This is a genomic window from Dactylosporangium sp. NPDC000521 (genome assembly GCF_042898305.1).
GTDB lineage: Bacteria > Actinomycetota > Actinomycetes > Mycobacteriales > Micromonosporaceae > Dactylosporangium.
On the sequence record NZ_JBIAYW010000001.1, the window covers coordinates 968,701 to 992,441 of the forward strand.

A 23,741-nucleotide genomic window follows, 5' to 3' on the forward strand; every position below is an offset into this window, starting at 1 on the left:
GTCGGGTGAGGGACGCGTGGCCCGAACAGCCCGAAGCATACGTGAGCGTCATTGCCGCAGCCGCGATGATATTGACGTAAAACAATGATCGAGGGATCTGGAAAGGGGGTCATGAAACGGGTTAAGGAGCGTTCAGGTGTGCAAAAGCGGCAGCACGACCCGCACGAGGGTGCCGCCGCCGGCGGGGCTGTCGACCCGGATCGTGCCGCCGAGCGCCTCGACGCGGTCGGCGAGCCCGACGAGCCCTGATCCGCGGTCCGGATCCGCGCCGCCGACGCCGTCGTCGCGCACCGTCAGGTCGAGCCGGTCGTCCCGCACCGCCCCCCTCACCTCGATGCGTGTGGCGCGCGCGTGCTTCGCGGCGTTGGCGAGGGCCTCGGCGACCACGTAGTACGCGGCGACCTCCATCGGCGCGGGCAGCCGGTCGGCCAGGTCGAGGTCGAGGTCGACGGGGACCGCCGACCGCCGGGCGAGCGCCTTCAGCGCCGGCCTCAGGCCGCCCTCGGTCAGGATCGCCGGGTGGACACCTCGCGAGATCTCCCGGATGTCGTCCACGGTGCCGTTGATCCCCTCCGCCACCTCCGCCAGCTCCGCGCGCAGCTCGGGCAGCCCCGCCGACACGGTGTGCTGGATCCGGCGGACGTCGAGGCCGAGCGACAGCAGCCGCTGCTGGACGCCGTCGTGCAGGTTGCGTTCGATGCGCCGGCGGGCCTCGTCGGTGGCGAGCACCACCCGCGTCCGCGACGCGGCGAGGTCGTCGTGGGCCTGGGCGTTGGCGACGGCGGTGCCGATGAGGTCGGTGGCCGCCGCGAGGCGCTCCTCGGCGTCCGGCAGCATCTGCTGGTCCCCCAACGCGAACACCGTCACCGCGCCCCACAGGCGGCCGGCGACATTGATCGGGGCGCTGATGGACGCATGCGCACCAAGTTCGCGCGCGTGGACGGCGAGCGGTGCCGTCGCTCCCTCGAAGCTCTTCATCTGGGCGGTCCGCCCGGTGCGCTGGACGACGCCGGTGGCGGTGTCACCCTCCAGGGACACGCGCGTGCCGATCGGCACCTCCGGGTCCGGCCTACCCCAGGCCGCCATGACGGTCGCGGTGCCGTCGGCCTCGAACCGCACGATCCGCGCCGCGCCCGAGCCGACGAGCCGCCCCAGCTCCTCCACGACCGCCGCCAGCACCTCGTCTGGGGTGCCGCCGCGGGCGACGAGGGTGGCGACCCGCCGCAGCGCCGACTGCGTCCCGACGCTGTGCTGCAATGCCTCGGCCATCACGTTGAACGACCGCTCCAGCCGTCCGATCTCCGCCTTGCCGGCCTCCGGCATGCGGGCACCCAGGTCGCCGCCGGCGAGCCGGTCGGCCATCGCGGCGGCCCGGCGGATCGGCTGCACCAGCAGGCGGGTCTGGTAGAACCCGACGAGCGCGATGATGAGCGCCGACCCGGCGATACCCACGATGATCGCGACCATCTCCCGGCTCGCTGTCGTCTCGGCCTTCGCGTCGCTGGCCCTGATGGCGTCCGCCTCCGTCGTCCGCAGCGCGTCGAGGTCGGCGTGGAGCTGCGCGATGCGGCGGTCTCCTTCCAGCAGCACCGGTGCCGCCCTGGCGGCGGCGTCGCCGCGTTGCGCCGCCTCCACTGCGGGCCGCGAGACCTCGTCGGCGAACGCCGTGCTGGTCCGCGCGATCTGCCGGGTCTGCTTCCGCTGGGTCTCGGTGACGGCGAGCCCCTCGAGGCGCTGGTTCGCGTCGACCACGGCGGTGTGCGCCGCCTGCCATCTGGCGAGGAACTGGCCGTCGCCGGACAGCGCGTAGGACTCCTGGGCCGCGCGGAGTTCGATGGTCTGCCGGTTGACCTCATCGGCGGCGGCGAACAGCGCGTGCGACTGCCGGGACACCCGGGCCGTCTCCCGGTGCTCGCCGATCGACACCAGCAGCGTGGCGAACGCTCCGCCGACGAACACCAGCAGCACGCACGTCGCCAGCACCATCCGGCGGATGAGCCCACCCGTCGCCCCACCCATGTCCACTCCTGCCCGCTGCGATGCCCTCCACTCCTGCCCGCTGCGGTGCCGCTCACGCCTTGACGGGCCGGCCAGGTTTACGGGCTGTCACGTGGGTAGGCGACCACCCCGGGAGCACGGCGCGGGCCGCGACAACCGCCTCACCGCGACAACCGCCTCACCGTGACAACCGCTTCACCCGCGATCGACCGGTGAGACGGCTCAGGTGGGGACGTCGATCATGCGCTCGATGACGGCGCCGGCGCCGCCGCGGGCGGCCGCGGTGAAGCCGAGGTTCGACGCGACGAAGTGGCAGCGGGCGGCCGGCGACGCCATGGCGAGGCGGGTGAGCTGGGCCTGCGCGGCCGGGATCAGGTGGTCGGCCAGGTCGGCGAAGTAGCCGCCGAGCACGACCACCCGCGGGTTGAACAGGTTGACCAGGATCGCGCCGCCGTGGCCGAGCCAGCGGCCGATCCCGGCGACCGCCTCCAGGGCCGCCGGGTCGCGCGCGTCGAGCCGGCGGCGCACCTCCGCGATGCGTTCGCGCGGATCCGGGACCGGGCCGTCGCCGAGGCCGTACGCGAACTCGGGCGTGATCCGGCGGACCAGCTCGGCGAGGCCGACCTTGGTCTCCCAGCAGCCGGTCCGGCCGCAGCCGCACGGGTCGCCGACGGGCTCGACGGGCAGGTGGCCGATCTCGCCGGAGAAGCCGTCGGCGCCGCGCAGCAGCCGGCCGTCGACGATCGCCCCGCCGCCGACGCCGACCGAGCCGGTCAGGTAGACGAGGTCGGCGGTGCCTGCGGCGACCCCCCAGGTGTACTCGGCCAGGGCCGCCAGGTTCGCGTCGTTGTCGACCCCGACCTGCAGCGCGGGGTCGAGGCCGGCGGCGAGACGGGACACGATGGGCACGTCGTGCCAGCCGAGGTTCGGCGCCACGACCACCACGCCGCGCGCGACGTCGACGAGGCCCGGGACCGCGACGGTCAGCCCGACCGGGATCACGCCGTGGCCGGCGAGCTCGGCGAGGGTACGGTCGGCGGCCGCGGCCAGGTCGTCCAGGCACCCCTCGACGTCGCGGCGCCGGGCGTCGAACCCGACCCGCCGCTCGACGACGGTCCGGCCGGTGAGGTCGCAGGCGTGGACCGCCAGGTAGTCGACGTTGATCTCGATGCCGACCGCGCCGAGCTCCGGCGACAGCGCCACCACCCGCCCGGGCCGGCCGGCGGTGCCGGAGCGTTCCAGCCCGGTCTCGCGCACCAGCCGCCGGCTCAGCAGCTCCTCCACGAGGCTCGACACGGTCGTCTTGTGCAGCCCGGTGGCCGCGGCGATCGCCGCGCGCGACCGCGGCCCGTTGGCGCGGATGTGGCGCAGCGTCCGGCTCAGGTTGGCGCGGCGCACCGCCAGCTGATCCGTCGTCTCATACGCCGGGCCCACGCCCCCAAGGTCCATGGCCACCATCGTGCCCCACCGGTGCCCAACCGGACCCCCGGGTCGGTGACGGCGCAACCGGAACGGCCGGGCCGCAGAACGGCACTGTCGGTATAGCGTCTGACTACTGTCGACGCATTGACGCTCGTGATTGCGTTCGCGGTGTTCTGTCCATTCCTTTCCCGCCAGGAGGAGGGTCACCATGCGCAGGAAGCCACCCGCCCTGCTCATCGCCCTGGTCACCGCGCTCGCCGCCGTCTTCGGCGCCGTTTCTCCCGCCGCCGCTGCGCTGCCCGACGCCGTCGGGTTCGTGCTGTGGAACGGCGCCGCCACCGTCCCATCGGGCACCTGGCCGGCGGCGACCACCGTCACCCCCGGTCCGGCCGGCGTCTACACGATCAAGTTCCCCGGCCAGGCCGCCAAGGGCGGCGTCGTCCACGTCACCGCGATCAACTCCGGGCCCCGCTTCTGCCAGGCGGTCAAGTGGGGCCCGTCCGGCACCGACGAGATCGTCGTCGTGCTGTGCTCCCAGCCCGGCGGCGCCCTCACACCGACGGCCTTCACCGCCGTGTTCGACAGCAGCTCCGCCCCGGTCAGCAGCGCGATCAACGGCCGGTTCGGCTACGTCGACTGGAACGACGCCACCGGGACCATGGTCGACCAGTTCAACTCCGCCGGCGCCGTCAACGGCGTCACCCCGCTCGGCGGCGGCGTCTACGAGGTCAAGCTGCCCGGCCTCAGCACCGCCGGCCCGATCGACGGCAGCCTCCAGGTGACGGCCGTCAACAGCACCCCGGCGCGGTGCAAGGTGCGCAACTGGACGTCGAGCCCCGCCGGTCAGGTCGCGTACGTCGCCTGCTTCACGTCGACCGGTGCGCCGTTCAAGACCCGGTTCACGCTGTCCTACCAGTACAACCAGTCGCTGTGGGGCGCGGGCTGGCCGCCGCGCTACTTCGGCTACCTGTGGTTCCGCCCGCCGGTCGGCCCGCCGACGACGAACTTCAACTCGCAGGCCGGCCTCGGCGTCAACACGCTCATGGGAGCCGGCGTCGGGCTGTCGCTCGTCACGTTCCCGCGGCTGATCGGGGTGCCGGACACCGTCCAGGTGACGGCGTCCGGCGGCACCTCGGAGTTCTGCAACCTGCTCGCGCCGTGGGTGCACAGCGCCACGGACACGATCGTGCGTGACGTCGCCTGCTACACCAGCGGCGGTGCCCGGGTGGACACCGGCTTCCTCATCAGCGCGAACTCGGCCGTGTGACACGGGGCGCCCGCCCCGGTCGTCGTTCAGGCCGCGGGCGGGGCGGGCGCCAGCCCGGTGCAGCGCCGCAGGTCGGTGAAGCGCTTGGTCGCCGCGGCAGCCGATGTACCGGTGAGCGGCCTCGGCTGGCCGTTGCCGGACACGACGGCGGGGAGCAGGTCGGCGCCGACCACGTCCCGGCCGCGCACCCGCACCTTGAGCACGCCGGTGTCGGCGGACCCCACGTACCAGACGAAGTTCCCGAGCCCGTAGGCGACGTAGGTCCGCCCGAGCCACCCGTCGCCCTGCAGCACGTGGGCGTGCGCCCCGATGATCATGTCGGCGCCGGCCCCGGCGAGCGCGGCGGCGAAGGTCTTCTGGTCGGCGTTCGGGCACGACTCGCGTTCCGTGCCCCAGTGGTTGAACACGACCACGACGTCGGCCCGCTCGCGCGCGGCCTTGACGGCGGCGACGGCCCGCGGCACGTCCCACGCGAGGGCGATCCCGGGCGTCGCGGGCCCCGCCTTCCAGCTCTCCGCGAGGGTGTGGATCTGGCTGAACCCGAGGATCGCCACCCGCACCCCGCGCGCCGTCAGGATCAGCGGCGCGTACGCATCGTCGATCGTCCGCCCGCCCCCGAACACCGGCATCCCCTTGGCGGCGGCGCCGTCCAGCGTGTCCGCGAACCCGACCCTGCCGTAGTCGAGGGCGTGGTTGTTCGCGATCGACACGGCGTCGATCCCGGCGGCCTTGACCGCGTCGTACGCCGTGACGGGCGCCCTGAAGTGGAACTCCTTCGGCTCCGGCGTCCCCCGGGTGGTGACCGCGGTCTCCAGGTTGACCACGGCGAGGTCGGCGGCGGACAGCACCTCGGCCATGGGCCCGACCGCGGTCGCCGGGTCCTTCAGCAGGCCGGCGGTCCGCTCGGTGAAGTGCACGTCCCCGCCGAACGCGAGCGCCAGCTCCACCGGCACCGCCGCCGACCCAGGCGGCGACCCAGGCGGCGACGCGGATGCGGGCCCGGACGGCGACGCCGGCGCGGACTCCCCCGACGGCCCGGGCGACGGCGGCGCGGGCGGCGGTGCCGCGCCGCACCCGGCGAGCAGCACCGACCCGGCGAGCACCGCCGCCACCACGACCACCGCCTTCACGGCGCTCAGCGTACGAGCCCGGCGCCCGCCCCGTCAGCCCGCGACACCGGCCGCTCCCCCGGCGTCGGCGGCGCCCGTCCGGACCGCCGGCGGGACGGTCCACCACTGGTCGGGGCGGTCGACGACGGAGGCTGTGAGGCCGTCGCGCTCGACGCGGGCGAGCCGGAGCAGGAACGCGGCGATGCCGGCCGAGCCCTGCATCCAGGTCGGGTTCGGCGGGAGCAGCGGCGGGTCCTGGCGGTGCTCGATGAAGCGCCAGCAGGCGCCCGTCTCGTCGTGCACGGCGCGCTCCACCAGGGCGTCGGCCATCGTACGGGCGGCGGCGAGCAGCGAGGCGTCGAAGGACTGCGCGGCGTCGAGGAGGATATCGCCGACGCCGGCGGTGCCGCAGCAGCGGCCGTCGTTGTCCCAGAAGCCGGGGCGCAGGCGGGCCGGGACGCCGGAGGCGAGGACGGAGTGCAGGCAGCGGCGGCGCAGATCACCGACCGGAAAGCCGCCGACCTCGGCGACGCCGGCGAGGGCGAGGGCCGGGAAGAGCTGTGAGGTGCCCGCCGGGCCGTGGCACCAGTTGTACGTGACCGGCTCCACCTCGCGCTGCGACGGCGGGATCGTGTGCGGGACGGCGAAGCCGTCGCCGGCCAGATCGGCGATCGCGACCAGGTGCTCCCCGCCCCGCCGCGCCGCGTCGACGAAGTCCGCCCGGCCCAGCGCCCGGCCGGCCACGGCGAGCGCCGCGGCGACACCGGCGGTGCCGTGCGAGAAGTTGGGGCTGCTGGAGCGGTACCCCGGCCACATCCGCCAGTCGAGTCCGTGCGCCGTCGGCTCGGCGGCCCGCAGCAGGGCCTCGCCGCCCGTGGTCATGATCCCGGCGGCCAGGTCACCGCCGGCCCACGCGGCCGCGTGCACGATTCCGGCGGTGCCCATGACGACGTCGGTGAGCGGCGCGCGGGAATCCGGCCTGATGTCGAACGTGGTCTCCCACCCGTCCGGGGTGCGCAGGTGGGTGAGGCGCTCCAGCGCGGCCCGCTCCGAGCCGGGCGCGAGCAGGCGCAGCGCGGCGACGTCGCCGGCCAGGCCGTCGTACAGCGACGGCTCGACCCGGGTCGCGGCGAGTCCCGTCAGGCGGGTGACGATCGCGTCCGCCAGCGCCGTCTCGGCCTCGGTCAGCGGCCGGTGCAGGCGCAGTTCGGCGAGGACCGGCGCCAGGCCGGGCAGGCCCGCGTACACCGTGTCGCGGTCGCTCGCCGGTCCGGGCAGCACCGGACCGTCGTCGTCGGCGCCGACCTGGCCGAGGGTCCAGGCCCAGGCCGCCTCGCCGAGCTCTTGGTAGGAGGTCGGGTAGGAGGTCACGTCACACCGCCAGCGAGTCGATGAGGCGGTCGAGGACCGCGCCGATGTCCGCGCGGGCCCGCACCGGGTCCGCGGCCTGCGACAGGTGGAGCGCCGCCTCGTCGAGGGCGCCGATGAGCACGTGCGACAGCGGCTCCGGTGGCTGCTCGGCGATCCGCCCGACCGAGATCGCGCAGCCGGCCAGGCTCTGCACGAGGCCCATCCCGTGCCGGAGGCTGATCTCCCGCCGGAGCGCCCAGCCGAGGACCGACGGCGCCTCGATCAGCACGATGCGCCGCACCTCGGGCTCGGCGCACGCGTCCAGCCACGTCGCCGCGCCGAGCCGCATGAGCGCTGTGCCATGCACTGAACATATCGCGCGGAGACGCCGTGCCCGCCGTCGAGGTCCCGGGCGGTCGCACGTTCCTGCCCCTCGACGAGCCCGACCTGGTCGCGGCCGAGATCGCCCTCGCCGCCTGACGGCGGTCCTGACGACGATATGGTGCAGCGATGCATCGCACCGCGCTGGTCACCGGGGCATCGTCGGGCATCGGGAAGGCCACCGCCGCCGCCCTCGCGGCGCGCGGCTACCGGGTCATCGGCACCAGCCGTCATCCCTCGTCCGTGCAGGCCCCGGCGGGCGTCGAGGTTCTGCCGCTCGACCTGGAGGACGACGCGTCCATCGAGGCTCTCGCCACCGCCGCCGGCCAGGTCGACGTGCTGGTCAACAACGCCGGGGAGAGCCAGTCCGGCCCGTTCGAGGACCTTCCCACCGACGCGCTGCGCCGGCTGTTCCAGGTCAACGTGCTCGGGCCGGTCCGGCTCACCCAGCTGCTCCTGCCCGGCATGCGGTCGCGCCGGCACGGCCGGGTCGTGATGGTCGGGTCGATGCTCGCGTCGTTCCCCCTGGCGTACCGCTCGTCGTACGTGGCGTCGAAGGCCGCCCTGAAAGGCTTCGCGGAGGGGGCGCGGCACGAGTACTCGCCGTTCGGCGTCTGGGTGACGACCGTCGAGCCCGGCTCGATCAGCACCGGCATCAGCGAGCGCCGCACGAAGTACGTCGCCGACGACTCCCCGCACCGCGCGGACTTCGAGCGGATGCTCGCCGCCCTCGACCGCAACGAACGCAAGGGCACGCCGGCCGGGCAGGTCGCCGCCACCATCGTCAAGGCCGTCGAGGCACCCCGGCCGAAGGCGTTCTACGCGGTCGGCAGCAACGCCCCGGTCGTCTTCCCGCTGCGCCGCCTCCTGCCGTCGTCGCTCGTCTCGAAGGCCACCCACCGCCGCCACGACCTGCGCCGTTAACGCAGCTGCGGCAGCACCTGCAGGGCCAGGCGCTCCACCTGCTCGTCCCGGCCCGGCCCGGGCACCTTCAGGTTGAGCACCGTGAAGCCCATCGCGACGAGCGCCCGCAGCCGGTCTGCGGTGTCGTCGCCGGCCCGCACCTCGACGTTGAGGGCGCAGGTGACGTCCTCGGGTGAACGCCCCGCCCGCTCCGCCGCGGCCAGGACCCGGGCCCGCATGGCGGGCAGCGCGTCGAGCGGGGCGTACCCCAGCGACGGCATCCATCCGTCCGCCAGCCGCCCCGTCACGTCGAGCGCCCTGGGGCCGAACGTCCCGAGCCAGATCGGGATGCGCCGGGCCGGCTTCGGCTCCATCGGCGCCGCGTCGACGTGGTGGATCCGGCCGGTGTACGTCGTGGCGGGCCCGGTCCACAGCCCGCGGATGATCTCGATCGCCTCGGCGAGGCCGTCGACCTTGTCGCGGGGCGACGGCACGTCGATGCCGAACGCGCGGAACTCCTCGTCGGACGCGCCGCCGCCGAGCCCCAGGATCAGCCGGCCGCGGCTGAGCCGGTCAAGGGTCTCGGCCATCTTGGCGACCATGGCGGGCCGCCGGTACGGCACGCCGAGCACCCTGGGCATCACCCCGATCCGCTCGGTGTGCGCCGCCATCCACGCGAGCATCGTCCAGCTCTCGTGGCTCGGATCGGTGCCGCTCGGATGGTCGGACGTGGACACGAAGTCGAACCCGAGCGCCTCGGCTCCGCGGGCCGCCGCGACCGGGTCGACCTCCGTCGACGCCGGCACGTCGACCCCCACCAGAATGCTTGACATGTCATGCACGCTAGCGCGCGTTCGTTTGACACGTCAAGCAGATGACCTAGGCTTGACGCCATGACGGAACCACGCTGGCTCACCGACGCCGAGATGCACACCTGGCGCGGGTACCGCCGGATGCGCGGCCTCCTCGACCTCCAGCTGACCCGCGACCTCGGCGCCGACTCGGGCCTGTCCGACGCCGACTACGACGTGCTCACCGCGGTCTCCGAGGCCCCCGGCCGGCGCCTCCCCCTCGGCGAGCTGGCCGCCTCGATCCGCTGGTCGACGAGCCGCCTGTCACACCAGGTCAGCCGCATGGAGCAGCGCGGCCTGGTCGCCCGCGGCCCCTCCACCGCCGACGGCCGCAGCGCCACCGTCATCCTCACCGACCACGGTTGGTCCACGGTCCAGGCGGCCGCGGTCCATCACGTCGCCTCGGTCCGCCGCCACTTCATCGACGTCCTGGACGAGTCCGACATCGCCGCCCTGGGCCGTATCGCCGACAAGGTCCTCGCCCACCTCACCGAGGCGACTCCGCCGACCCCACCCCGCCGGCGCAGACCCGCCGGCGCAGACCCGCCGGCGGGTCAGCCGCGGAGCCGGGTCCTGAGGGCGGCGAGCCGGCCGGGTGACAGGCCGTGGGCCAGCAGGTAGTTCCCGGCGCCGGACCAGCGGTCGTCGACGAGGTCAAGCACCGCCTGGATCGACTCGGGTTCGCACTCGCCCGGGGAGTTCCAGCACACCGACGAGAACGTGTAGTCGGAGACGATGACGTCGTCGGGCACGCCGGCGACGCGGAGCAGCAGGGCGACGAGCATGCCGGTGCGGTCCTGGCCCGCCTGGCAGTGCACGAGGACCGCGCCGGGTGGCGCGTCGGCGACGGCGGCGACCGCGGTGACGATGCGCCGGGCGTCTCCGGCGATGCGGCAGCGGTACAGCTCGTCGATGCCGGCCAGGTCCGACAGGTCGTCGGCGGGGTCGTCGTCGGGGTCGGTGAACGGGACCAGGCGGTACATCGGGTCCGCGGCCAGGACGTTCGGCCGCAGGGCCGCCTCGTCGGCGCTGCGGAGGTCGATGATGCGGGTGACGCCGTGCGCCCGCAGCGCGGCCACGCCCTCGGGGGTCAGCTCGTGCGGCGAGTCGGCGCGGACCACGGCGCCGTGCCGGACCTGCCCGCCGTCCGCGGTCGGCAGGCCGCCGAGGTCGCGGGCGTTGCGCAGCCCGGGCCACGTCAGCGGAGTGAACCTCATGACGCCAGCGCCACGAGGGCGGCCGCGACGAGCACCAGCAGCGCGGCGGCCGCGAGGAGCCACCGCCGGCGGGCCCGCTGACGGCACCGGCGCCGATTCCGTGCCGCTGCCCTCGCCGCGGCGCGCGACGCGCGCCTCGCGGACGGCCGTGCGGCGGCCTTCCCCGGCGCCGCCTCGGACACGGGGACGGGCACCGGTGCGGCCTCCGGCACCGGCACGACATGCGACACGACCGCGACACCGCCGGGTACCGGCGCAGCCTCGGATATGGATGCGGCTTCGGGTACCGGCGCGACCTCAGGTGCCGGAGCGGGCCGGGGTGCGGGCACGCGGATCGTCTCGGCGTTCGCGCGGGCGATGAGCTTCCCGACGCGGACGCTGGCCGCCCGCAGCCGGGCGGCCCGCTTCGGCGCCAGCTTCCGGCCGGCGATGATGCCGCAGGCCTGGGCGACCGCCACGACGAGGACCGGGTTGCTGATGAGGTCGCGGTGGCCCAGCATCAGCGCCGCGACCATGTTCCGGTCCACCCGCAGCCCCGGTGCGAGCTTGTGGGCGCGGACGACCTCGGCGATGTGCCGGCGCGTGCTCTTCCAACGCCGCCGCCCGCGGGGACGCTTCCGGGCGCTGCGGTCCGCGGTCCGGGCGGCCTCCGCCACCAGGACGGCGACCAGCGAGTGCACCGCCTCGTCGGCCTCCTGCCAGCGCGGCGTCAGCGCCTCGGTCAATCCGCCGTCCGTTGCCGTTGAGTGCTCCTTGGCGCTCATGCGGCAGTCCTGTCTTGCGACTGGACGGTCCCGGTCTGATCCGCTGGTGCGGTGCCGGGTTGACGCTTCTTCGCCTCCTGCCCACCGGGGTGGGTCTTACGGCTGGCTCCACGTCCTGCCACCGGGCCACTCCCGGCGGAGTCCTCCTGCGCCGCCACCATGATGGTGGCATGCGCGGCAAGGTTGCGTGCGGCGTTGACATCCCGGTCCAGAGACGTACCGCAGACAGCACAGGTGAATGTCCGCTCATGGATGGGCAGCTTGGCTTTCACCACACCACACCGTGAACACGTCTTGCTCGACGGAAACCAACGGTCGGCCACAAGCAACCGACCACCATTCCACACCGTCTTGTACGCGAGCTGCCGGCGGATCTCACCGAAGCCGGCATCAGCGATGCGCTGGGCCAGGCGCCGATTCGCCAGCATCCCAACAACGTTGAGGTCCTCCACTACCACCGTGCCGAAAGTTCGGGCCAGCCGGGTGGTGAGCTGGTGCAGGCCGTCCCGGCGCAGGTTCGCCACCCGGGCGTGCGCCCGGCCCAACCGCGCGGACGCCCGCAACCACCGCTTCGACGGCTTCCGCCCGGCCCGCCGGTCCGGTCCCCGCTTCCGGGACAACACCCGACCAAGGGCCCGCAACCGCACCCGCACCGCGTCAAGGTGACGCGGGTTCGCGACGAGTTCACCGGTGGACAGCACCGCCAGATGACGGATGCCGACGTCCACACCCACCACGCTGCCCGGCCGCGCCGGAACCCGTTCAACACGGTCGATGGTGACGGTGAACGCGACGAACCAGCGGCCGCCGTCACGGCGCACGGTCGCCGACATGATCCGCGCGGTGCCGTTGTCGATCCGGCGGGCGAGTTTCCGCGCCGACTCGTGCAGCTTCAACCGGCCCGACCGTGGCAGCACCACGTGCTTACGGTCCGGCTCCACCCGGATCGCACCGGTCGTGAACCGCACCGACGGCGTCGACCGATGCTTCGCCTTGAACCGCGGAAAGCCGACCGGACGCCCGGCACGCACACCACGGCGGGAATCACTCCACTGCTTCAGGCCGCGGGCGAGGGCGTCCAGGCCCGTGTTGAACGCCTCCTTCGACACGTCGCGCCACCACGGCGCCACCAGACCCTTCTCCGCATTCCATACCCTGCGCAACGCCGGCAACGACCAACCCATCGCCGGCGTCAACAGTTCGTCGGCGATGCTGTAGGACCGCTCTGCCGACCGCTGATCCAACACCGCCTTTACCCGGCCGAGGGCCCAGTTGTACGCCTTACGAGCCGCGCCCGCATGATCGAAGAGGGCTCGTTCCTGACCCGGGGTGAGGTCCAGCGCGAACCGGTACGCCTGCACCGTCTGCACCAACCCCACCTTCCGTCCCCGACCGAGTCGCCCGCAGTATTCATCGCGGGTACGACACTTCCGGCGACCCAACGAACGGAATGGCACCCAACGGCACTCAACGAACGCAGTAGGGCATGCAACCGACAATAGTTGACAACCCTAAGTGCGAGCCCGTCGTGGAGTGCAACTTACCCGGTGGCGGCGGCGGGCCAAACGCGGCGGCCGGAGATCCACGTCTGCGTGACGCGGGTCGCGGGGTCGAACGGGTCGCCGTCGCAGATCGCCAGGTCCGCGGTCTCCCCCGCGGCGAGGCCACCGGCGCCGGGCGCGCCGAGCGACGCGGCCGCCGTGACGGTCAGCGCCCGCACCGCCTCCGACGGGGTCAGCGCCTGGGCCGGCTGGATGGGGCGCCGCACCGCGAGCCGGAGGTTGCCGAGCGGGTCCAGCGGCCCCGCCGGGTGGTCGGAGGCGAGGGTCAGCGGCACGCCGGCGTCGAGCAGCGACCGCCCGCCGACGACCGTCAGGAAGCGGTCGGTGCCGCCGTCGACGATCTGCGGGCCGAACGTGGTGAGGAAGCCGGGCTGCACCGTCGCCCACGCCCCGCTCGCCGCGACCAGGTCGACGGCCGCCGGGTCGAGCAGGACCAGGTGGTCGATGACGGCAGCGCCGGCGGGGGCGCCCACGGCGCGCAGGGCGGTCGCGGCCTGACGCACGGCGAGGTTGCCGAGCGCGTGCATCCGCGGCCGCAGACCGGCCGAAAGGTATGCGGACAGCAGGTCGGCGAGCTCCCGGTCCGAGTAGCGCAGATACTCCAGTCGCAGCGTCCGCCCATGTACTGCCGTGCGCCGCCGCATCGCGTCGCGCAGCGGGCCCGGGTGCCGGGCGGCGACGGTCTCCTTGACGGCTTGCCAGGTCAGCCTGCCGAGCGCGCGGGCCGGCATGCACACGGCGCACCGGTCGCCGCCGTCGAGGAACAGCTTCGCCTCGCGCCCGCTCGCCCCGTAGTCGCCGTCCGGCGCGACCGACGGCCCTTCCAGGGGGCTGAGCAGCCCCGCGCCGGCACCGACCGCCCACGACAGCCGCGGCGAGCCGGCGGCCGCGAGGCCCAGCATCCGCTCGTGGTGGTGGGGCGGCACGTACGCCTCGTGCGCGTGCGTGATGCCCAGCGACACGCACCTGTCGAGGGCCAGGCGGGTCAGCGCCGCAGGGTCGCCGGGGGCGGAGGCGAGCGCGCGGGCGAGGGCCTCGCCGTACGCCTGCTCCCAGAGCTCCCCGGTCGGCCGGCCCCGGCGGTCGAGGCTCACGTCGCCGTCCTGGGCCCGCCGGGTGGTGATGCCGAGCGCCCGCATCGCCTGGGAGGAGACGGCGCCGCGGTGGACGTCGACGCCACTGACCAATATCTGACGGCCGGGCGCGACGGCGTCGAGCTCGGCGGCCGTCGGCAGGCGCCGCTGCGGCCACCGGAACGGCCGGGCGTTCCAAACCAGCAGCCAGGGCGCGTGCGGGTCGGCCGCGGCCGCCGCCCCGATCGCGGTGAGCGCCGCGGGCAGCGAGGTCCAGGCGGAGCCGTCGACGCCGAGCGTCTGCCACCCGACAACGGTGGCGTGCAGGTGCGTGTCGACGAACCCGGGCAGAATGTGACACCCTGCGACGTCGATCATGGTGTCCGCCGGCGGGGGTGGCGTGTCCCGCGTGCCCAGGGCGGTGATCCGGTCGCCGGCGACCAGCAGCCAGCCAGGCTGCGGGGTGCAGGTCGGGCCGGCCCAGATCGTCGCTCCGGTCATGAGTGTCCCGGCCATGTGGCAACAATACTTACCCGGATGCGAGTAGGACGGCTCAGGCGCCAGGACGGCCGCCGGCCGAGGATGTAGACGGTTGAGGAGGAAGGGAACAGTCGTGACGTTCGTGCGGCAATGGGTGCTTCGGGTCAGCAGCTTCGGGCTGACCTGGCTGTACGCGATCTACCGGGTGCACCCGGCGGTGTGGCGGCTGATGGCCCGCAACTACCGGCCGTGGATGGCCCGGTTCGCCCGGCTGCACGCGTGGATGACGTGCCAGTTCGCCGCGATCGACGTGCCCGCGTACGGCGACTTCCTGCGCCGCAACGACTGGCAGTTCCGCTGGTTCGACCTGACGTCCTACCCGCCGACCGCGAAGCTGACCTACGTGAAGGCGTACCCGGAGGAGCAGCGCTGCTGGCACGGCCGGATCGAGATCGCCGGCAGCGTCGTCGACGAGTCGTCGGGGTCGTCGGGCCAGCCGTACAACTGGATCCGCAGCAAGAAAGAGCTCGGGACGGTGCACAAGAACCTCGCCGGCTACACCACGCTGGTGTTCCCGTCGAAGCGGCGGTTCGTCATCAACGCCTACTCGATGGGCGCGTGGGCGACCGGCACCAACACCGGCATCGCCATGGCCCGGGTCGCGATGGTGAAGAACACCGGCCCCGACCTCGACAAGATCATCGACACGCTGCGGCACTTCGGGCCCGGTTTCGACTACGTCATCACCGCCTACCCGCCGTTCCTGAAGCACCTGCAGGACAAGATGGACGCGGTCGGCTTCGACTGGGCGCCCTACAAGCTGTCCGCGCTGGTCGGCGGCGAGGGCATGACCGAGGCCCTGCGCGACTACCTGGAGCAGCGCTTCACGAAGGTGCGCTCCGGCTACGGCGCCAGCGACCTGACGATCGGCATGGGCGGCGAGACCGACCTGACGGTGTGGCTGCGCCGCCGGCTGCGCACCGACCAGCGGCTGCGGGACGCGCTGCTCGGCGCCGACGAGCACCGGCTGCCGATGATCTTCCAGTACAACCCGCTCGAGACCTATCTGGAGACCACCGCCGACGGCGAGATCCTGTGCACCATCAACACGACCGCGGTGCTCAACCCGAAGGTGCGCTACAACATCGGCGACGAGGGCAAGCTGATGTCGTTCAACGAGCTGAGCGCCATCGTCGGCGAGGACCCGTCGGCGATGACAGCGATGCGGCGCGCCTTCGAGGGCGACCGGATGAAGCTGCCGCTGCTGTTCCTGTTCGGACGCAAGGACAGCACCATCTCGTACATGGGCGCGAACATCTATCCGCAGGACGTCGAGAACGGCCTGTACCAGGACAACCCCCTCGCCCACCGGATCCAGGGCTTCTGCCTGACCCTCGAGGAGCACAGCGACCTGGAGAGCCGCCCGGCGGTCAACATCCAGCTCCGGGAAGGCGTACAGCTGACACAGCCGGAGCTCGACGAGCTCGCCGACGTGTGCCGGCGCGGGGTGCTGCGCTACCTTGCCGAGGTCAGCCGCGACTTCGCCGAGTCCCTCGCCGAGGACCCGACCGCCGCCGACCTGCGCGTCCGTGTCCACGAGCACGGCGCCGGCCCGTTCGCCGCCAGCAACGGCAAGATCAAGAACGTCTACCTGGCCAGGAGCGCAGCATGAGGACCACCGACTTCTCCAAGGTGCCGCCGGTCGGGCAGGCGACCGCGATGTTCGTCGGCGCCACCCGCTACCGCGGCCCGCACTCGATCTTCATCCTCACCTTCACCTGGTTCAAGATGGTGCGCCAGATGAAGCGGCTGCCCGGGTACTGCTGGCACACCGTCTACTGGCAGTGGCCGTTCACGCTCGGCACCATCGCGTTCTTCCGCGACCGGGACGCGCTGCTGCAGTTCGCCCGCACCAAGCACCACCGCGACCTCATGTGCTGGATCACCGACAACGGCACCCGCAACGCCACCGGCGGCTACATCCGGCTCTACAACGCCGAGGAGAGCGGCTACACCAACGGCGTCTGGCGCGCCGAGGGCAATACGATGGCGCACATCGAGACCTACACGCCGCTGTCCCGCGAGACGGACGGCCCTGCCGTGCACCGGCCGGCGTCGTGACCGTCCACATCGAACCGGTCACCGGCCGGGCCGGGCTGCGCGCGTTCTGCGACCTGCCGCTGCGGCTGCACCCGCGGGACCGGTACGTGCCCCTTGCGGACTCGGTCATCGCGGGTTTCACCGGCGACGGTGCCGAGCTGTTCCTCGCCCGCGACGACTCGGGCGCCGTGGTCGGCCGCACCTGCCTCCATCGCAACGCGAAGTTCGACGCGAAGCTCGGCCGGCGGCACCAGCTCTTCGGCCTGACCGAGTTCGCCGGCGATGCCGCGGCCTCGGCGCTGTTCGAACTGGTCGCGGAGCGCGGCCGCGACACCGAGGCGCTGTTCGGGCCGGTCGGGCTGCTGCCCAACCAGACCGGCGGCGTCATCACGTCGGGCTTCGACGAGCGTGGCTTCATCGACTCCGCCTGGAACCCGCCGCACTACCCCGACTCGTACGAGCGGCACGGCTTCACCCGCCGCTTCGAGGCCGACACGTGGTTGTGCGACATCGGCGCCGGCGGCGAGTTCGCCTTCGACGACGCGCGGATCGCCGCCGAGGAGCTCGTCGTGCGGCACGGCTCCCGCCGCCGGTTCAAGGCGCAGCTGCCGATCCTGCGGGAGATGCTCAACGCGTCGTTCGCGCAGCTCGGCTACTACACCGAGATCGACGCCGACGAGCTGGCGAAGCAGACCGACGGCCTGTCGTTCCTGCTCGACGAGGCGCTGCTGCTGTGGCTGGAGAAGGCCGGCCGCCCCGTCGCGTTCATCGTCACCGTGCCCGACGTGTCGGAGTTCTTCATGAAGGTCGGCGGCCGGCTCGGCGTGCTCAACCAGCTGCGGCTGCTCGCCACCCGCGACCGCTACCGCCGCGACGCGGTCCTCATCATCAAGGGCACCGTCCCCGGCGAGCAGGGCCGCGGCTACCTGACGCTGCTGTCCCGCGAGCTGTACCGGGGGCTGCGGGCCGGCGGCTACCGGACGCTGCGCAGCACGTACGTGGAGCGCGACAACCCGGCGTCCGCGGCGCAGTACCGGCGGATGGGCGGCCGCCCGCTGCACGGTTACACCTTCTATGAACGGGCGGTCACATGAGCTGGGTGTCATCGTTCCGCGCGCTCGAGGACGACTGCCGGCGGGCGCCGAGCGCGCACAACACGCAGCCGTGGGTCCTGCGGTACGGCGGCGACTCGGTCGACGTGCACTGGGACCCGGCGCGGGCGCTGCCGGACTCGGACCCGACGCGGCGGGACATGTTCCTCTCGCTCGGCGCGTTCATCGAGACGTGCCTGATCGTCGCGGCCGACGCCGGCCTGCCGGTGCGGGCTTCGGTGTCCGTCGACCACGCCTCGCTGCGCGCCGCCCGCCTGCTGCCGGATTCCGCGGTGTACGAGACGCCCTTCACCCTCGCCTCCGTGCGGCAGCGCGGCTGCGCGCGGGGCGGGTACGCGCCCGGAACCCTGGACACCGCGACGCTCGCCGCGCTGGCCGCGCTCGGCGCCGACCTGCGGCAACTGCCCAGCCGTTCGCTCGTCAAGCCCCTCGCGGCGGCGGACCGGTGGATGTTCGGCACGCCCGCCGTCGTCGCCGAGCTGCGTGAGTGGATGCGCCTGTCGCCGAAGCACCCCCGGTACCGGCTCGACGGCCTCACGGATCGCGCCATGGCGCTGTCCCGCGTCGAGGCGTCCGGGCTGGCCGTGATGATCGGGCCGCGCGGCTACCGGGTCACCCGCCGGCTCGGCGGCCCGGCGCTGCTGGCCGCCGCGTCGAAGGGCCTGCTGCGGTACGACGGCAGCGTCCTCGTCCTCGTCGGCAGCGCCGTCACTCCGGAGGCGGTCATCGAGCACGGGCGCGCCCTCGTGCGGGTGTGGCTGGCGCTGTCGGAGCGCGGCCTCGCCGTCCACCCGCTGAGCCAGCTCCTGGACTGCACGGCCACCGGCACCCGGCTCGCCGAGCGTCTCGGCCTCGCGCCCGACGAGGCACCCCTGGCCGTGTTCCGCACCGGCCGCCCGCTCCAGCCGCCGGTCCGCTCGGCCCGCATCCCGTCGCCGTGACCCGGTCGGTCCCGTACGTCGTCGCTGACGTCCATGCCGCCCGGCGTCACACGCCGTCGTGCCAGGAGCGCCAGAGGGCGGCGTAGGGGCCGCCCGCGGCGACGAGCTCGTCGTGGGTGCCGAGTTCGATGATCCGGCCGTCCTCCATCACCGCGACCCGGTCGGCGTCGTGCGCCGTCTGCAGGCGGTGCGCGATCGCGATGACGGTCCGCTCGTGCAGCACGGCGGCGAGGGCCCGCTCCGCCGTCCGGGCGGCCGTCGGGTCCAGCAGCGCGGTGGCCTCGTCGAGGATCACGGTGTGCGGGTCCGCCAGTAGCACCCGCGCCAACGCGACCTGCTGGGCCTGGGCGCCGTCGAGGGGGTGCAGCGCCAGGTCGCGGTCGAGGTCGTCGGCCCAGTCGGCGCCGACGGTCTTCAGCGCCTCGCGGAGGTCCTCGTCGGGGGCGGCGACGATGAGGTTGTCGCGCAGCGACTCGCGGAACACGTGGTGCTCCTGCGTGACGAGCACGACCTGCCGGCGCAGCTCGTCCGGGGGAAGGTCGGCGATCGGGACGCCGCCGACGGTGACGGTGCCGGCGGTGGGGCGGTCCACGCCCGCGACGAGCATGCCCAGGGTCGACTTCCCGGCGCCGGACAGGCCGACGATCGCGAGCCGCTCACCGGGGCGGATGGTGAGGTCGACGCCGTGCAGGACGTCGTGGCCGGGCTCGTACGCGTACCGCACGCCCCGCACCTCGATCCGGTCGTCCCGTGGCGCTTCCGCCGCGGCCGGGGCCTGCTCCGGGATCGCGGCGAGGCCTTCGACCCGGGCGAACGAGGCGCTGCTGCTCTGCAGCTGCTCGATCCAGATGAGGATGCTGTCCAGCGGGCCGACGAGCTGCCGCAGGTACAGGACGGCCGCGACGACCGTGCCGAGGCTGACCCGGCCCTCGATGGACAGCATGCCGCCGAGCAGCAGCACGAGGACCCCGGGCACCGCGTACGACGTCTCCACCAGCGGGAAGAACACCGTCCGCAGCGCGAGCGTCGCCAGGCGGGTCCGGTGGGTCTCGGCGATCGCGGCGTGCCCGGCGGCGAGGCGGCGCTCCCCCAGCCCGAACGCCTCGATCGTGCGGGCGCCGGTCGTGGTCGCGGTCAGCTCGTCGGCGAGCACCGAGTTGGCCGCCCCCTCCGCGAGGTACGCGGTGCGGGCCCGCCGCAGGTACCACCGCGTGACGAACCAGATCCCCGACAGCCCGAGCACGCCGACCACACCGAGCAGCGGGTCGAGCAGCAGCAGCGCCGAGCAGATGAACACGATCTGCACGGCGCCGACGGTCATGCTCGGCAGCACGTCGCGGAGCGTCGACGCGACGGCGTCGATGTCGGTGGTGCCCCGCGCGGCGAGGTCACCGGCCGGCACCCGCTCGACGACGGCCGCCGGCAGGGCGAGGGCGCGCCGGAGGAATGCCTCCCGGATGCGGTACGCCGTGCGCTCGCCGAACCGGTACGCGATCGCCAGCGCGGACCGGGTGAGCAGCATCTGCGCGACGGCACACGCCAGCACCGCGACCGCGAGCCCGTCGACGGCGCCGCCCTTGCCGGTCACCGTGTCGACGATCCGGCCGAGCAGCCACGGCGCGCCGAGCCCGGCGACCGCCGCGAGGGAGTTGAGCACGAGGATCGCGACGACGGACGGCCGGTCGGCCGCGAGCAGCCGCAGCGCCGCCCGCCCGACCATCCGCTGGTCGGCGATCGGCAGGGTCGCCGCCACGCCGCCCGCACCCCGCGCCGTCATGCGTCGCCGCCGAACGCGCGGCTGACCAGGGCCCGGTAGCCGGGTTCGGCGGCCAGCAGCGCGCGGTGCGTGCCGGACGCGGCGACCCTGCCGCCGACGAGGTAGTGCACCACGTCGGCGTGGTCCAGCAGCACCGGCGACGTGGTGGCCACGACGGTGCCGCGCCCGGCCCGCGCGGCCGTGAACCGCTCCGCGATGGCCGCCTCGGTGTGCGCGTCGACCGCCGACGTCGGCTCGACGACCAGCAGCAGCTCCGGGTCGGCGTGGACGGCGCGGGCCAGCCGCACCCGCTGCCGCTGCCCGCCGGACAGGTTCCGCCCGCCCCACTCGACCCTGCGGTCCAGCTCGGCGGCGACGTCGTGCGCGACCGCGGTCCGGATCGCCGCGCGCACCAGGTTGTCGTCGGGCTCGTCCCGCCCGGCGACCACCTCCCGCAGCGGCCCCGCGAACAGGTCCGCGTCGTGCTCGGCGACCAGGATCCGGGCCCGCACCTCGGCCTGCGCGATCTCGGCGAGCCGCCGGTCTCCCCAGGTGGCGCCGGTCGGCCCGTACCGCCCGAGCCGGTCGATCACCGCCGCCGCCTCCTCCGGCCGCGCCCCGGCGAGCGCGGTCAGCCGGTCCGGCTCCACGACCACCCCGGACTCCGGGTCCCGCAGCGTGGCCGGCCCGTCCGGCGCCGCCGTCCCGCCCGCGTCGTCGACGGGCAGCTTCAGGAAGTCCACCACCCGCCGGGCCGCGACGAGGCCCCGCGCCGCGTCGGACGCACAGAAGATCATCACATCGACGGGGATCACGAGCATGGCGGTGTACCCGTAGACCGCGACCAGCTCGCCGACCGTGAGCTCCCCCGCCGCGGCCTGCCGGGCGGCGAGCCACACGACGACCCCGAGGAACACCACCGGCAGCCCGCCGCCGAGCGCCCCGATCCAGCTGGACGGGCCACCGACCCGGTACCCCTGGTCCCGCAGCCGCGCGGACTCGGCCTGGTAACGCCCGTGGTAGATGTCCTTGCCGCCGAGCCCGTTGAGGATCCGCAGCCCGCCCAGCACGTCGACCAGCCGCGCGTTGAGCTCGCCCTGTCGGTCCCGGTACCGCAGCCCGGCCCGCTGCGTGCGCCGCAGCAACGGCCCGACGAGCAGCACGAGCACCGGCACCCCGGCGAGCACCACCACGGCAAGCGTCCCCGACGTCCGGGCCAGCAGCACCGCCACCACCGTGTAGGCCAGCGTCGACGCCACCCCGACCCCACCGACGTTCATCGCCCGCCCGATCGTCCACACGTCGGAGATGCCGATCGTGACGACCTCCCCCGCCGTGACCCCGCGCGGCAACGCCGCCCCCAGCCGCGTCGCGTGCGTCATGATCAGATCCGCAGTCCGCAGCGCCGCCGTCATCCGCAGCTTCGTCATGCTCCGATGCCGCATGATCCCCAGCCCCGCGCTCGCCACTCCCACCACCAGCACCGCCCCGGCCCACCCGGCCAGCACCGCCGGCCGGCGCGACTGCAACCCCCTGTCGATCGCCTGCGAGATCAGGAACGGCGTGAACGCCATGCTCATGAACCACAACGCCCCGAACATCGCCCCGAGCGCGACCCTGCCCCTGATCTGCCACCCGAGCCGGACCAGAAACCCCGCGGACCCCCCGACCTCCACCCCTTCCATGCTGCCCCATACCCGCGCGCGACGTCCCTCCCGAACTGTTCGCCGTCTGCGGATTTTTCGATGTCCCCGGCAAGCCCAGGGAATCCGAGATGTGTCGTACCCCGCTGCGATGATGGCCGCCACGCCGCAGGAGTCGCGCGCCGTCGAGGACGCCGTCGGCGCCGCGCTGCCGGCGCTGTTCCGCCGCTGCTGTCTGGAGCTGGGCAACGGAGGGTTCGGCCCCAACAGTGCGATACCTACCGTTTCCGTCACCACGGCGGGAGGAAGCAGCGGCGCTGTCGAGCGCACCGATGCGCCGCCTACACTGGCTCGTAGCCAAGGGACCGGTGCCGGAGGCCGGGTGTCGATGGCCAGCGGCGATCTCGGGATGTGCCGGCAGCTCTCCGAAAGGGGTCGCGTGGTGCTCGTGGCCGGGGGGCTGGTCCTGACGGTGGTCGGGCTCGTGGCCGCGACGAACTACAAGGGGCTGGTCACGAAGCACGTCGCGCTGTCGTCGCGATTGGTGGCACCGTTCAGCCCGTTCCGCCGCGGTGTCCCCGACGAACGGCTGGCTCGCCGGGAGGCCCGCACGGTGCTTCTCGAGCGAATGCTCGGTGCGGTGCTGTTCTTGTGGGGTTTGGGCGCCATCGTCAGCACACTCTGGCATTGGGCTGTCGGCTGAGACCTGATCGCGCGACGTCGGACCCGGGCGACGGGGCGCGGACGACCGGCGGTCAGGACGGGGCGACAAGGTCGCGTTGGGTGGCCAGGAGCCGGGTCATCTCGGCGGCGGGCATGGGGCGGGCCAGGTGGCAGCCCTGGCCCAGGGTGTCGCCCAGGGGAAGGCGCGCAGCAGGCTGAGGGACGACTCGCCGGTGCCGAAGTCGTCGAGGGCGAGACGGACACCGAGGGCGGGCAGCCCGGTCAGGCCGTCGTGGGTGGCGTCGTGCTCGAGGCGTTCCTGGGAGGCTCGCTTGTCGGCGAGCAGCCGCGCGTTCTCCCGGAACGCGACGAACTGCCGGACGGTGACGAGCCCTGTCACCAGTACAGACGCCGCGATCACCAACTGGTCGGCCGTGGTCAGCTCGCCGGGGATGACGGCGATGAGCGGCACGTCGACCGCGGCGACGGTCAGGTAGGGCAGCCACGCCCCGGCGCGGCCAGGTCCGCCGGCGGTGTGCTGCCACTGGCGGCGCACGGCGAGGGTGCCGAGGACCGCCGCGAACGGCATGACCACCGCCTGGTCCGCCACGGACCCGGCGTCGCCGCCGTGGATGAGCAGCAGCGCGACGACGGCACCGGTCAGGCCGGTCGAGCCGATCAGGCGCAGCGCGGACCGGTCGATCGGGCCGCCGCGGATGTAGGCGACCTTGGTGATGCCTCCGGCGGCGAGCACGAGCGACAGCCCCAGCAGGACGACCGTCTGGGTGCTCCACGGCGTGGTCGCCGTCATCACCGGGGCCAGGCCGACGTGGAACAGGACGGTGCCGCAGCCGAGGAAGGCGATCGCGCGGTCCAGCCACTGCCGCCAGCGTTCGCCGGCGCTCGTGATGCCGAGCGGGACCCGTGCCATCGCCCACATGGCGGCGAGGAAGCCGGCGCCGGCGAGGACGGCCGCCGGGACCGGCATCGGCGGCAGGATCGACGTGTCGCGGAACCCGGCGACGGCGAGGACGGTGTACCCGGCGGCGACGAGTCCGAACGCGACCAGCATCAGCCGCCAGAACCGGCGGCCCGGCCGGCGACTGAATGTCCGCACCCGAGTCGCGCCGCGACGGCAACCCGGCGGAA

21 protein-coding genes are annotated in these 23,741 nt (G+C 73.7%); 8 read left to right on the forward strand and 13 right to left on the reverse strand.

Annotation, left to right across the window (positions count from 1 at the left end):
* Positions 1-132: 132 nt before the first annotated feature.
* Complete coding sequence (locus tag ACFY3L_RS04640) at positions 133-2,019, reverse strand: HAMP domain-containing protein (protein ID WP_389318679.1); 1,887 nt, start codon at positions 2,017-2,019, stop codon at positions 133-135.
* A gap of 201 nt (positions 2,020-2,220) precedes the next feature.
* Positions 2,221-3,447, reverse strand: a complete 1,227-nt coding sequence (locus tag ACFY3L_RS04645; RefSeq protein WP_389318681.1) for an ROK family protein — start codon at positions 3,445-3,447, stop codon at positions 2,221-2,223.
* Between the two features lie 181 nt (positions 3,448-3,628).
* Here ACFY3L_RS04645 and ACFY3L_RS04650 point away from each other — a divergent pair, with 181 nt between their 5' ends.
* Positions 3,629-4,687, forward strand: a complete 1,059-nt coding sequence (locus tag ACFY3L_RS04650; protein WP_389318683.1) for a hypothetical protein — start codon at positions 3,629-3,631, stop codon at positions 4,685-4,687.
* Between the two features lie 26 nt (positions 4,688-4,713).
* On the opposite strand, the gene ACFY3L_RS04655 is transcribed toward ACFY3L_RS04650, so the two are convergent.
* Genes ACFY3L_RS04655 through ACFY3L_RS04665 form a run of 3 tightly spaced genes read right to left on the reverse strand, consistent with a single transcriptional unit; the run spans position 4,714 to position 7,513 of the window.
* Entirely contained in the window at positions 4,714-5,817 is a 1,104-nt protein-coding gene (locus ACFY3L_RS04655; protein WP_389318685.1) for a CapA family protein, read from the reverse strand.
* A 33-nt stretch (positions 5,818-5,850) separates the two neighbouring features.
* Positions 5,851-7,167 carry a lanthionine synthetase LanC family protein gene (locus ACFY3L_RS04660; protein WP_389318687.1) on the reverse strand — a complete coding sequence of 439 codons (1,317 nt, stop codon included), beginning with the start codon at positions 7,165-7,167 and terminating at the stop codon, positions 5,851-5,853.
* 1 nt (position 7,168) lies between these two features.
* Positions 7,169-7,513, reverse strand: coding sequence for a hypothetical protein (locus ACFY3L_RS04665; RefSeq protein ID WP_389318689.1), 345 nt, complete (start codon positions 7,511-7,513; stop codon positions 7,169-7,171).
* Positions 7,514-7,656: 143 nt separating this feature from the next.
* Between ACFY3L_RS04665 and ACFY3L_RS04670 the strand changes: the two genes are divergently transcribed.
* A complete protein-coding gene (locus ACFY3L_RS04670) occupies positions 7,657-8,451 on the forward strand; it encodes an SDR family oxidoreductase (RefSeq protein WP_389318690.1) in 795 nt (264 codons plus the stop codon).
* On the opposite strand, the gene ACFY3L_RS04675 is transcribed toward ACFY3L_RS04670, so the two are convergent.
* Positions 8,448-9,263 carry an LLM class flavin-dependent oxidoreductase gene (locus tag ACFY3L_RS04675; protein ID WP_389318691.1) on the reverse strand — a complete coding sequence of 272 codons (816 nt, stop codon included), beginning with the start codon at positions 9,261-9,263 and terminating at the stop codon, positions 8,448-8,450. The genes ACFY3L_RS04670 and ACFY3L_RS04675 overlap by 4 nt on opposite strands.
* A gap of 60 nt (positions 9,264-9,323) precedes the next feature.
* On the opposite strand from ACFY3L_RS04675, the gene ACFY3L_RS04680 reads away from it, so the two are divergent.
* Positions 9,324-9,902, forward strand: coding sequence for a MarR family winged helix-turn-helix transcriptional regulator (locus ACFY3L_RS04680; RefSeq protein ID WP_389318693.1), 579 nt, complete (start codon positions 9,324-9,326; stop codon positions 9,900-9,902).
* Here ACFY3L_RS04680 and ACFY3L_RS04685 read toward each other — a convergent pair.
* The 4 genes from ACFY3L_RS04685 to ACFY3L_RS04700 form a co-directional block, all read right to left on the reverse strand.
* Complete coding sequence (locus tag ACFY3L_RS04685) at positions 9,836-10,498, reverse strand: tyrosine-protein phosphatase (protein ID WP_389318695.1); 663 nt, start codon at positions 10,496-10,498, stop codon at positions 9,836-9,838. The two genes, ACFY3L_RS04680 and ACFY3L_RS04685, sit on opposite strands and share 67 nt — an antisense overlap.
* Positions 10,495-11,262: a hypothetical protein gene (locus ACFY3L_RS04690; RefSeq protein ID WP_389318697.1), complete on the reverse strand. Its 768-nt coding sequence runs from the start codon at positions 11,260-11,262 to the stop codon at positions 10,495-10,497. The genes ACFY3L_RS04685 and ACFY3L_RS04690 overlap by 4 nt, the downstream gene beginning before the upstream one ends.
* Entirely contained in the window at positions 11,259-12,632 is a 1,374-nt protein-coding gene (tnpB, locus tag ACFY3L_RS04695) for an IS607 family element RNA-guided endonuclease TnpB (RefSeq protein WP_389318698.1), read from the reverse strand. The genes ACFY3L_RS04690 and tnpB overlap by 4 nt, the downstream gene beginning before the upstream one ends.
* 170 nt (positions 12,633-12,802) lie before the next feature.
* Complete coding sequence (locus ACFY3L_RS04700; RefSeq protein ID WP_389318700.1) at positions 12,803-14,413, reverse strand: amidohydrolase family protein; 1,611 nt, start codon at positions 14,411-14,413, stop codon at positions 12,803-12,805.
* Between the two features lie 97 nt (positions 14,414-14,510).
* Here ACFY3L_RS04700 and ACFY3L_RS04705 point away from each other — a divergent pair, with 97 nt between their 5' ends.
* The 4 genes from ACFY3L_RS04705 to ACFY3L_RS04720 are packed head-to-tail and all read left to right on the forward strand — an operon-like array spanning position 14,511 to position 18,530.
* The gene (locus tag ACFY3L_RS04705) at positions 14,511-16,049 is read left to right on the forward strand and encodes a phenylacetate--CoA ligase family protein (protein ID WP_389318702.1); all 1,539 of its coding nucleotides are present in this window, start codon (positions 14,511-14,513) and stop codon (positions 16,047-16,049) included.
* The gene (locus ACFY3L_RS04710) at positions 16,046-16,498 is read left to right on the forward strand and encodes a DUF4188 domain-containing protein (RefSeq protein ID WP_344505158.1); all 453 of its coding nucleotides are present in this window, start codon (positions 16,046-16,048) and stop codon (positions 16,496-16,498) included. Before ACFY3L_RS04705 ends, ACFY3L_RS04710 begins: the two co-directional genes overlap by 4 nt.
* Positions 16,495-17,571 carry a GNAT family N-acetyltransferase gene (locus ACFY3L_RS04715; RefSeq protein ID WP_389318704.1) on the forward strand — a complete coding sequence of 359 codons (1,077 nt, stop codon included), beginning with the start codon at positions 16,495-16,497 and terminating at the stop codon, positions 17,569-17,571. The genes ACFY3L_RS04710 and ACFY3L_RS04715 overlap by 4 nt, the downstream gene beginning before the upstream one ends.
* The gene (locus ACFY3L_RS04720; protein ID WP_389318705.1) at positions 17,568-18,530 is read left to right on the forward strand and encodes a hypothetical protein; all 963 of its coding nucleotides are present in this window, start codon (positions 17,568-17,570) and stop codon (positions 18,528-18,530) included. Before ACFY3L_RS04715 ends, ACFY3L_RS04720 begins: the two co-directional genes overlap by 4 nt.
* Positions 18,531-18,576: 46 nt before the next feature.
* Here the strand turns inward: ACFY3L_RS04720 and ACFY3L_RS04725 are convergent, their stop codons facing one another.
* The gene (locus tag ACFY3L_RS04725) at positions 18,577-20,307 is read right to left on the reverse strand and encodes an ABC transporter ATP-binding protein (protein WP_389318707.1); all 1,731 of its coding nucleotides are present in this window, start codon (positions 20,305-20,307) and stop codon (positions 18,577-18,579) included.
* Positions 20,304-21,887 (reverse strand): ABC transporter transmembrane domain-containing protein, encoded by a 1,584-nt coding sequence (locus ACFY3L_RS04730; protein WP_389319161.1) that lies wholly within the window; start codon positions 21,885-21,887, stop codon positions 20,304-20,306. The genes ACFY3L_RS04725 and ACFY3L_RS04730 overlap by 4 nt, the downstream gene beginning before the upstream one ends.
* A 193-nt stretch (positions 21,888-22,080) precedes the next feature.
* Between ACFY3L_RS04730 and ACFY3L_RS04735 the strand changes: the two genes are divergently transcribed.
* Positions 22,081-22,632: a hypothetical protein gene (locus ACFY3L_RS04735; RefSeq protein ID WP_389318709.1), complete on the forward strand. Its 552-nt coding sequence runs from the start codon at positions 22,081-22,083 to the stop codon at positions 22,630-22,632.
* A 96-nt stretch (positions 22,633-22,728) separates the two neighbouring features.
* Here ACFY3L_RS04735 and ACFY3L_RS04740 read toward each other — a convergent pair whose 3' ends face one another.
* Entirely contained in the window at positions 22,729-23,709 is a 981-nt protein-coding gene (locus tag ACFY3L_RS04740) for a hypothetical protein (protein WP_389318711.1), read from the reverse strand.
* Positions 23,710-23,741 lie beyond the last annotated feature (32 nt).